Annotated in this window: 9 protein-coding genes; 6 read left to right on the plus strand and 3 right to left on the minus strand. The window is 43.7% G+C overall.

What is annotated here, in order from left to right:
- The first annotated feature begins 27 nt into the window (after nucleotides 1-27).
- Nucleotides 28-1,179, plus strand: coding sequence for an iron-containing alcohol dehydrogenase (locus ACKI39_RS07735; protein WP_407399274.1), 1,152 nt, complete (start codon nucleotides 28-30; stop codon nucleotides 1,177-1,179).
- Nucleotides 1,179-2,012, plus strand: a complete 834-nt coding sequence (locus tag ACKI39_RS07740) for a TrmH family RNA methyltransferase (protein WP_407399276.1) — start codon at nucleotides 1,179-1,181, stop codon at nucleotides 2,010-2,012. Before ACKI39_RS07735 ends, ACKI39_RS07740 begins: the two co-directional genes overlap by 1 nt.
- On the opposite strand, the gene ACKI39_RS07745 is transcribed toward ACKI39_RS07740, so the two are convergent.
- Entirely contained in the window at nucleotides 1,992-3,482 is a 1,491-nt protein-coding gene (locus ACKI39_RS07745; RefSeq protein WP_407399278.1) for an HDOD domain-containing protein, read from the minus strand. The two genes, ACKI39_RS07740 and ACKI39_RS07745, sit on opposite strands and share 21 nt — an antisense overlap.
- A gap of 132 nt (nucleotides 3,483-3,614) precedes the next feature.
- On the opposite strand from ACKI39_RS07745, the gene ACKI39_RS07750 reads away from it, so the two are divergent.
- Nucleotides 3,615-4,664, plus strand: a complete 1,050-nt coding sequence (locus ACKI39_RS07750) for a hypothetical protein (RefSeq protein ID WP_407399280.1) — start codon at nucleotides 3,615-3,617, stop codon at nucleotides 4,662-4,664.
- Nucleotides 4,665-4,753: 89 nt separating this feature from the next.
- Here ACKI39_RS07750 and yfcE read toward each other — a convergent pair whose 3' ends face one another.
- Nucleotides 4,754-5,305, minus strand: coding sequence for a phosphodiesterase (yfcE, locus tag ACKI39_RS07755; RefSeq protein ID WP_407399282.1), 552 nt, complete (start codon nucleotides 5,303-5,305; stop codon nucleotides 4,754-4,756).
- Nucleotides 5,306-5,351: 46 nt separating this feature from the next.
- On the opposite strand from yfcE, the gene lspA reads away from it, so the two are divergent.
- Both lspA and ACKI39_RS07765 read left to right on the plus strand, forming a co-directional pair.
- On the plus strand, nucleotides 5,352-5,915 hold the full coding sequence (lspA, locus tag ACKI39_RS07760) for a signal peptidase II (protein WP_407399284.1): 564 nt from the start codon (nucleotides 5,352-5,354) through the stop codon (nucleotides 5,913-5,915).
- Entirely contained in the window at nucleotides 5,908-6,267 is a 360-nt protein-coding gene (locus tag ACKI39_RS07765; protein WP_407399286.1) for a hypothetical protein, read from the plus strand. The genes lspA and ACKI39_RS07765 overlap by 8 nt, the downstream gene beginning before the upstream one ends.
- Before the next feature lie 135 nt (nucleotides 6,268-6,402).
- Here ACKI39_RS07765 and ACKI39_RS07770 read toward each other — a convergent pair whose 3' ends face one another.
- A complete protein-coding gene (locus ACKI39_RS07770) occupies nucleotides 6,403-8,196 on the minus strand; it encodes a dihydroorotate dehydrogenase (protein WP_407399288.1) in 1,794 nt (597 codons plus the stop codon).
- Nucleotides 8,197-8,381: 185 nt separating this feature from the next.
- Between ACKI39_RS07770 and ACKI39_RS07775 the strand changes: the two genes are divergently transcribed.
- Nucleotides 8,382-9,359: an alpha/beta hydrolase gene (locus ACKI39_RS07775; RefSeq protein ID WP_407399290.1), complete on the plus strand. Its 978-nt coding sequence runs from the start codon at nucleotides 8,382-8,384 to the stop codon at nucleotides 9,357-9,359.
- The last annotated feature ends 328 nt before the right edge of the window (nucleotides 9,360-9,687 follow it).

A 9,687-nucleotide genomic window follows, 5' to 3' on the forward strand; every position in this document is an offset into this window, starting at 1 on the left:
AAGTTAAATTAGAAAGGAATATAGATAATGGCAGACTTTATTTTCAAGATCTCACCTAATATTGTGCTTGGTTCGTATACGGCAAACAGACTGGGTCAGTATGCCCTTGAATGGGGACAGAATTTCATGGTGATCATGGATCCTGTGCTCAAGGAATCGGGTACTTCAGACAAGGTTTTGAATTCGCTTAAAGAAAAAAACGTGGAATACTTTGTCTTTGACGAGATACCTAACAGTGCGGACACGGAGACGTTGGCTGCAGCGCTTAAGCTTGCGCAGGATGCTAAGGTTCACGGAATCATCGCTGTTGGTGGAGGAAGGGTCCTTTCACTTGGCAAGGCTCTATGCGCCATTTTCTATGAAAACCACAATGTATATGACTTCATAGACGATCAGGTTGCTCCAGGAAAGAAAATGCTTCCTTTGATCTGTGTACCGACTACAAACCGTGATTCCTTTCTTTTCACGGACAGAACGATGATAACCGATTCCCGTTCATCAAAGGCAAAGCTCATAAAGACACAGAATGGTCTTTGCCGTCTTGTAGTTTGGGATCCTAACCTTCAGATTGCCCTGACCGAAAAGCAGGTTGAAGTAATGGCGGTTGAAGCCCTTGCATTTGCCGTTGAGGGATATCTTAGTCAGAAGGCAACTTTCTTCAGCGACATGATCATTGAAAAGTCGGTTCAGCTTTTGAGCTACGCCTTGGATGGGGCTCCATCCCTTTCGATTACCACACCTCAGGAAGTTCTTCTTGCACAGGGAGGATGCATGGCTTCTCTGGGAGCTGCTTCAAGTTCCTTTGGTGCGGCAAATCTTCTTTCCGTTGCCATAAATTCACGCTACAAGGTCTCTCGTTCCCTTACAGCATCAATCCTTCTTCCATACATCATTGAAGATGCTGCGACTTTCCGTGCCGACAAGCTTGCAGTCCTTGCAAAGCTTCTGCGTGCCTGTGAACAGGATGCGACACCCGCGGAGGCAAGCGCTGCCCTTGCGGAATATGTACGGCAGAAAATTGCGAAGGTAGATATTCCAGCACGTCTTAAGGATCTTTCCCTTTCCATTGAACAGCTTGCCCTTGCTGCGGAAGATGCAGGAGAACTGGATCTGATCAACAATCTTCAGAGAAGCATGACAACCGATGATCTTTTTGAAATCATCAAGAAAGCATACTGATGATCGACCCTAACAAACTGTATCAGCTTCAGCCAGGGCAAAAGAGACGAAAGCTTGCCTTGACCTTTGGGGAACTTGAAAGGGACATTGCAGGAATCCCTGAACCTGGAATGGAATACAACTTTACGCGCATGACCCGCCAGGAATATACAAAGACGATTTGCGGCATTGTTCTTGAGGATCCTCAGCTTCCAGTGGAAACAGCGGCGGAGCTTAGGAAGCTTATGGAGGCGGAAGTGTTTGAAGAACGGAGGGTATGCAATTTTGCACGCAATGCACTTCTTGCTCTCATCGGGACTTTTCCTGCTGAATGGGATCTTGTGATTGCCCCTCATTCCACTGACAGGCTTACTGTCGAAAAGAGAAATTTCTTTAAGGGGGTCTGCGTTTACGCGGAAGATCTTCGTTCGCCCTTCAACATCGGTTCCGTTTTCAGGACGGCGGAGGCCATGGGATGCGAAAAGGTCTACATCTCTCCTAACTGCACCGACCCAGGGCAAAGCAAGGCTATCAGAAGCAGCATGGGATGCATTGAAACCTTGGGTTATACAAGATGTTCCCTTGATGAGCTGCCTAAGGATGTTCCTGTCTTTGTACTTGAAACTGGGGGAACTCCAATAGACCAGTTTGATTTTCCAAAGGAAGGTATCGTAATAATTGGATCCGAAGAACTGGGAGTGAGTCCCGAGGCATTGAAACGGGCCGACTATGGACGAGTGACGATTCCCATGACAGGACTTAAGGCAAGCCTTAATGTAGGAGTTGCCTTTGGCATTTTGATGCAGAAATGGAATGAAGCGCTGCGCGATGGATCAGCGTCTGAAAGAAGATGACAGCCGTTCCGAGATTCCCTGGAACTGTTCTTCTGAAGTGATGTTGAAATATTCCAATACTTCATTGTCTATCTGGACATAATCGATAAGACCTTCGCTGTAATGTGCCATCATGTCCGCAAGGTATATTATGGCTGTAAGTTCCTTTGATGATTCTGGGGCGTTCTCTGGGTTATGATGGTAGCGGAGGACATCGGTGAGGATGGAAGGGAAATTCCATTTTTCTGCGATACAGGCTCCGATTTCTCCGTGGTTGCATCCTGCAATGAGATTCTCGAAAATTTCCTTTGATACATTCTTCTGCTTGCATAGGCTTTCAAGCTTTGTGGAAATGTTAGGGCGTGCGTTCTCAAAGACAATTTTTCCCATATCGTGAAGAAGACCACAGACATAGCTGTCTTCAATGTTGGATTTGTTTTTCCTGCAGAAATTCCTTGCAAGATTGTAGGCATAGAAACCGACCTGGTAGCTATGGTCCCAAAGCTTCTTGCTCTTGTCCGTTGAGTTTGCGACAAGGTTTTCCATGGAACCGATGGAGAAGAGAAGGTTCTTGATTCCGCGGAGTCCTGCATATTTTACGGCGTCCTCAATGTTCTGGCATGGATGTGGGAGCATGTATGCCGCAGAGTTGACCATCTTTAAAAGATCGCCTGTAAGGGCAACATCGTTTGAAATTTTCTTTGCGATGTCGCTCATCTTGCTTGTTGGCGAATTGATGAGGTTGTTTATCTGGGTGATGTTCTCAGGGAATTCAGGAAGACCGTCGACAAGGTTTGCAAATTCCCTGGAAAGGGAAATTATGTTTTCTTCCACAGACTTATCAAGAGGAATGATTATTCTGTTTATTGTCTCACCCTTTTCACTGAGAATCTGATAGTTGTCTTCTGTAAGCCCGAATTTTCTAAGGATAAGAACCATGATGGCAAGTCCAAGACCTGCGCCTTCCGATTCATCAAGAAGCTGGGTAATTCCTTCTTCTACGGAAGCATATTGCAATGCGCGGGTAATCTTATCGTGGATCCTCTTGTATTCAAAAACTGTAAGTTCGGATCGGTTGCGGATTTCAATCTTGATTTTATTGTTGCGCATCTGATAAATCGTCTTGATGAAGTATCCCTGCTTTCTCTGTTCCTCAAGATAATAGTCGATGTTTGTGAGGGTATCCATCTTGAAGTTTTCCATGCCCTTTTCATAGTCGTCAAGCTTCTTGATGTCGAGACCTTTCCCTGTAAAATAAATGCGCTTTGTATTTGCTTTCTTTGCGTTGTTTACAAGTTCCTTTACGCAATAAGCAAGACCTTCAAAATATGAGTCCATGTTAAGATGATGGAGGAATACAGAAAGGATGTCGACGATATAACCTTCCATCTCGACAGGAAGTGTGTAGGTGGTAACTGTGAGAGGAATACCTGTCTGAATTGCGAGATTTACTTTTTCTTTATCGACTTTTATTTTTTTGATCTGTGCCATGGCTCTACAGTAGTTTAAATATTATAGTGTCCCATATGTCTTTTTTCAAGGTGAATGGAGATTTTAGTGATATTTCCCAAGGCTGATCCCTTTCATATCGCAAAAAAGGTCAAAATAGATTAGAATGGAGCCATGACAAAACAGATTCAGGCTGAACTCTTGATCCTTGGGTTGATTCTTCTTGGAAGCGCAAGATTTCTATTTGTAAGCCACACGAGAAAAGATTCACTTTCAGTCGTTCCTTTGGTTGGATTCATTTTTTCAATCTTCAATCTATTTGTATTTGGTTTTTCTTCCATGGAACTGATAATACTTGTATTTGCGCTGTGGGCCACGATTTGGAATTTCCGTTCAATTCTGCGGCTCATGTCGGATGTAATCGTCGACCACTATGACTTGAGGCTTGTGATCATAAGCGTCATCAATGCAATCGCATGCGGCTTCCTGATTTTCTGCGTGTTTTCCTTCATGCCTGCTTCTTCCGATGCGGCAAAGCTTGAGGTTTCTGAAACTGTAGATGTATGCTATGGAAGTTTTGAAAAAGGTTTTTCGGAGGTAAAGGAGCCTTTCAAGATGACCAATGCAAAGATCTGGCATTTTGAAGGGAACAATGTGAATCCAGCTGGAAGGATCATCGTAATTTTTGTTCCGCCAAAAACGGCAGACGTTGGGATCTACAGGATATTCCTGCAGAAGCTTGCAAAAAATGGATATTCTGTATATGCGGGAGATTTCTGGACAAATGAAGGCAAATGGTTCAACAGGATTGGAGATATGCCTTTCATGCGTCGTTTTTCCTTTGTTTTAACACGCTTGAGGGATGAAAAGAAATTCAATGCCATCTACATGGCAAACAAAAATGTGCTTGTCCAGGAATACAGCTATCTCCTTAAGCTGTCAAAGCCTGCGGAACAGGATATTGTTTTTGCCGTCACGGAAGATGATGTGGCAGAAGTCTTGAAGACGGTCAGGGAACTGAATATTGGAACGGTCAAAGGAACTTTTGATCTTTCCTATCTTGAAGACAATCCGACAAAGGGATTTGGACCTGTTGAAAATACGGATCCAGTTTTAGCTTGGCATCTGGGAGTAGAGCCTGATCGCAGCGGTTACATTTCAAGCCATCTTGCCGTAGATGTTACGGACTTCATAAGCCGTCAGATTATCGGTGTTTCGGAATAAATAATTTCTCAAAAAAAGATTCCCGTGTCGAGCACGGGAATGACATCTTTTTCAGCAGCTTCTTATCAAACTATACTAATTGTATAAGGTTAGAATTTAAAGGTATATTCCATCTTTTTTTCGCCGCTTTCAATGTCGTACCAGGTGAAGGTTGTGCCGTCAAAGGTCATGTAGCTGTGCCAGCTGTTTTCCTTTGGTAATGAAAGGCTTCCGTCGTTGATGTAGGTGAATCCATCTAGTTCCTTTACGCATGGAACATGGAAGTGTCCGCAGAGGAGTATGCTGCCTTTGGCAAACTTAAGTGGGTTTTTGTCGTTGTAAATGTGGCCGTGGGTTGCATAGATTGCCTTGCCGCCAAAATCAAGAACTGCATAGTCTGCCATCATTGGAAAATCAAGGACCATCTGGTCGACTTCGCCGTCGCAGTTTCCCCTTACGCATACAAGCTTTTCTGCAATGCCGTTGAGCATGGAAAGAACTTCCTTTGGGTTGTATTCTTTTGGCAGGTCATTGCGGGGCCCGTGATAAAGAAGGTCGCCAAGCAAAAGAACTCTGTCGGCTTTTTCTTCCTGAATTTTTTCAAGGAGTTTTTTGCAGTAGTAAGCTGAACCGTGAAGGTCTGATGCGATAATCCATTTCATGCAGATAGTATAGTGAAATGCCTTGCTTTTATGCTATACTGTAAACATGAAAGAAAATATAAAGAATAAAGTTCTGCCTTTGATTCTGTCAGTGGTGGTAGTCCTCCTTGACCAGATAACAAAGGTTCTTGTCGTAAAGCATATCCCTCGCCTTACAGTATGGGCCGATGATGCAGTAATTGAGATCCTTGGAAAATATATTCGCCTTATCCATGTAAGGAACAATGCAATTGCATTCAGCATGGGTCATTCCCTTTCACAGAATGCCCGCGGAATTCTTTTTGCAATCATGCCCCTTTTGATAATCATTGCGGTTTATGTAATCTATTTCCGCAACAATGAATTTACAAAGACACAGCGCTGGTGCATCTGCGGAATCCTTGGAGGAGGAATCGGAAACCTCATCGACAGATTTTTCAGGCCTGAAGGAGTTGTTGATTTCATCGACTGTTATTTCTGGGGAATATTCGGAATGGAACGCTGGCCAACTTTCAATGTGGCTGACAGTGCCGTGATCGTATGCGGAGTAATTTTTGTGATTACATTCCTGATTCAGATTTATCGTGATTCAAAAAAAGCTGCAAAAAATAAGGAAGGAAAAAATGAATAGAGGAACTTTTGCAATTCTTTACATGCTGATTTCCAGCATCATCAACATCATCTATACCCTGGTGGTTTGTGCCGTTGTTGTTGTTGGTTCATTGTACGCAATGAAATTTTTGTTTCATCCGGATCCAAAATACTTTGGAACAGCCCTTACGGTCTTTTTTGTTATTGGGCTTTTGATTTCTTTCGTTACCTATTCAAAGATTTCAATGAAGGTTGTAAAGAAATACAAGTTTGATGAACGCTTTGGCGGCAGTGCTCCAAAAAAGAAAGGCTCTGAAAAGCCAGAGCCTAAGAAAACTGTCCTTCCAGATTCTGTAAAAGAAGAGGAAGAAGAGGAGAAATGGAGGAGTTAAAACTGTTCCAGTTTTAGCTCCTCAAGAGAATTGACTCAGCCGCGTCCGCGTCTGTTTTGCAGGGCAAAAGCATCAATTCTCTCGGGGTCGCAAAGATGTGATTCGGTCGCAGTTGCGGCCGATTTTTTTTGGCAATTACAATGCGATTCCCTTGAAATCTTCAATTGATTTGTAGCCGTGGCTTGTCATGAAGGCTTCGAGTCCTTCGATGATTTCTACCATTGCATTAGGATTTGCGAAGGTTGCGCTTCCAACCTGGATGGCACTTGCACCAGCCATGATGAATTCTACGGCATCCTGCCATTTTGAAATTCCGCCGAGTCCGATTACTGGTACCTGTTCGTTTTCAGGAAGCTTCTTGATTGCTCCACAGACATCATAAACCATCCTCAATGCTATAGGCTTTACTGCAGGTCCGCACATTCCAGCCTTGATATTGTCAAAGTATGGACGGCCTTTTTCAATGTCGATTGCTACAGCCTGGATTGTGTTTATGAGGCTCAAGGCATCTGCACCGGCCTTTATACATGCAAGGGCAACTGCCACAAGATCAGGTGCATTTGGTGAAAGCTTTACAACGAGAGGTTTCTTTGTAGCCTTTCGGACGGCACCCACACATTCTGCAGCACATGAGGGATCCATACCCCAAGCCATTCCTCCGGCCTTAACGTTAGGGCAACTGATGTTAAGCTCTATCATTGGAACGTCTGTCTTGTCCAAAAGTTCTGCTCCCTTTACATAGCTTTCAAGGCTGTGTCCTGCAAGGTTTGCCATGGTGACTGTATCAAGGGCAAGCATTTCCTTTAGTTCATGTTCGATGAAGTGTGGAACGCCAGGGTTTTCAAGGCCGATGGAGTTGATGTCGCCTCCTGTAATTTCAATGATTCTTTCGCCATTGTTTCCTGGTTTTGGTTCAAGGGTAAGGCCCTTGCTGGAAATACCGCCAAGACGCTCTACATCAAAGAAGCCACGGTAGTTCTGACCAAAGCCAAAAGTTCCGCTGGCAGCAATTACAGGATTTTTGAATTTAACGCCTGAAATTGTAACTGAAAGATCTGCCTTTTCTCCAGCAGCAAGAGGCTGTCTTCTTGTACCGTTAGGTTTGGCAAATTCAAGGATGGCACCATCAAATATTGGACCGTCCTTGCATACGCGGCGGTTTCCGTCCTTTGTGCTGATGGTACATCCAAGGCAGGCACCAACACCGCAAAGCATCCTCTTTTCAAGGCTAAGAAAGCATTTGATTCCTGCGTCCTGACACACTGACTGAATGTAGGCGAGCATAGGGGTTGGTCCGCAGGCAAATACTGACTTATAACCGTTAGTTTGGATTGTTTCCTTTGTAAAGGCTGCACTGAGCATTCCATGTATGCCCTGAGAACCGTCATCTGTAGTAATTATAAGGTTTTGTGCATTAACGAATTCAAGACCGTACGAACCGCTCTTGAAGCTGGCATAGAAATCATAACTACCGTTTGGAAGGCTAGAGGCAAAGTTTGCAACAGGGGCAACTCCGATACCACCGCCGATAATAGCCATACGACCGTTAGTTTCTTTATTAAATTCACCAAATGTATTTCCTAAAGGGCCATTCATGGAAAGCCTGTCGCCTGGAAGAAGCTTTCTCATTTCCTTTGTTCCTTCTCCTTTTTCCAGGATCATGAACTGAACCTTAAGTGTCTTTCCAATGCGTTCCGAGTGGTAAACACTGATTGGACGTCCGAAAGTAACGTTGCTGCGGCTACCTTTTATCATGTAGAACTGTCCTGGCTCAGGGCTGACCTGTGTGTCCCTTTCAAGTTCTGCCTGTACTTCCATAAGGAAAACGTTAGGCTGTCCTTCAATATCCTTAACAAAGTTAACTTTTGCATCACCGTAAAAAAGGATGCCTTTTCCGTCTTTGTCGATCTGTGGTTTGTCGCATGCCATCTTTGTACCTCGTGCTTATATTTTAAGATTTTCAGTTTGTCTGCAAGTGATTTGAGTTCATGTTTTATGGTTGAAGGTCCATAATCACTGCTGACTGCTATAATATAGAATTTTTGAGAAAAAGACAGTTCATTTTAAAGAAATTCAAATTGATTAAATCTCCTGTATTTTCTAACATAAGACACATGAAAAAGAAGACAGGTTTTATTATCGGTGGAAGTGTTCTCTGCTTTGTGTTTGCCGCCATTTTGGGAGGAGCGATCTATCTTGTGGACTATGCGGTCGGAGGCGAAGATGGAACCTTGTGCTATGAAAGCCACAGCTTTGTGATTTCAAAGGAAATGGCAAAAAAGAAAAAGCATCCCCAGGACATCCAGGCGGAGAAGGAAAAGAGCGTTGCCTATCCCAAGCTTAAGAAATATACGGAAAAAGTTTCCATAAAAAGCTTTGACGGTTTAAACCTTAATGGACTTTATGCTGAACAGAAGGAAATGCCGAGCCATAACTATGCGCTTGTGGTACATGGCTATCGTGCTGAGCCACGGGACATGTGTACATATGCAGTTCATTTTCTGGACAAGGGGTGGAACGTTCTTTTGCCAGGACAGAGAGGGCATGGATGGAGCGAAGGCAGCTTTGTGGATATGGGAACCTTTGCCTGCCGTGATATGGTCGACTGGTGCAGGTTCATCGTGGAAAAGGATCCTGAAGCAAGAATTCTTCTCTATGGGGTCTCAATGGGAGCTGCGACAGTAATGATGGCCAGTGGTCTTGAACTGCCTTCCAATGTAGTGGCAGCAGTTGAGGACTGTGGTTACACTTCTGTCTGGGATCAGTTTGTCTATAGACTTAAATATGAATTCCATCTTCCAGTGCATCCCATACTTGATGTTGCTTCGCTGCTATGCAAGGTTAAGAACGGATATTCCTTTAGAGACGGATCAAGCGTAAGGTCCCTTGCAAGGGCAAAAATACCCATGCTTTTTATCCACGGCGACAAGGACGATTATGTACCATATGAAATGCTTGAGAAGAACTTCAATGCCAAAAGCGGCGAAAAGGAAATGCTGGTGGTTAAAAATGCCATTCACGCAACGGCAAGCTTTGTCGATCCTGAATTGTACTACGGCAGGGTTGATTCATTTGTAGACAAATGGTTTTAAAATTAAAGGCTATATACGGAAATAGTGTTGCAGCTCCGATTGGACATGGCAACGTAGTTTCCTTGATGCCGCCTGTCGAAATCAAGCAATATCTACAAAATATGTAGTAGTTTCGAGAGCCTCAACCACCACATATCATATAGCAACACTTGCTACAGACATAGCCAAATAAAAAAGGGATGTCCCAAAATGAAGTGCACCCCTAAAGTTGGACAAATAAAGTTCAATTTTAGGAGGTGCATTTTTTATGTCCAAATACTCAGAAGAGTTCAAATTAAAAATTGTAAAAGAGCATAAAGAAACGCATATAGGTTCAAAACGGCTGCAT

Source organism: Treponema sp. (assembly GCF_045641405.1).
Taxonomy (GTDB): domain Bacteria; phylum Spirochaetota; class Spirochaetia; order Treponematales; family Treponemataceae; genus Treponema_D.

Bases quoted from the DNA above. Each gene is read 5' to 3' on its own strand.
- ACKI39_RS07740 (WP_407399276.1), top strand. From the start codon at position 1,179: ATGATCGACCCTAACAAACTGTATCAGCTTCAGCCAGGGCAAAAGAGA.
- ACKI39_RS07765 (WP_407399286.1), top strand. From the start codon at position 5,908: ATGAATAGAGGAACTTTTGCAATTCTTTACATGCTGATTTCCAGCATC.
- ACKI39_RS07735 (WP_407399274.1), top strand. From the start codon at position 28: ATGGCAGACTTTATTTTCAAGATCTCACCTAATATTGTGCTTGGTTCG.
- ACKI39_RS07775 (WP_407399290.1), top strand. From the start codon at position 8,382: ATGAAAAAGAAGACAGGTTTTATTATCGGTGGAAGTGTTCTCTGCTTT.
- ACKI39_RS07770 (WP_407399288.1), bottom strand. From the start codon at position 8,196: ATGGCATGCGACAAACCACAGATCGACAAAGACGGAAAAGGCATCCTT.
- yfcE (WP_407399282.1), bottom strand. From the start codon at position 5,305: ATGAAATGGATTATCGCATCAGACCTTCACGGTTCAGCTTACTACTGC.
- ACKI39_RS07750 (WP_407399280.1), top strand. From the start codon at position 3,615: ATGACAAAACAGATTCAGGCTGAACTCTTGATCCTTGGGTTGATTCTT.
- ACKI39_RS07745 (WP_407399278.1), bottom strand. From the start codon at position 3,482: ATGGCACAGATCAAAAAAATAAAAGTCGATAAAGAAAAAGTAAATCTC.
- lspA (WP_407399284.1), top strand. From the start codon at position 5,352: ATGAAAGAAAATATAAAGAATAAAGTTCTGCCTTTGATTCTGTCAGTG.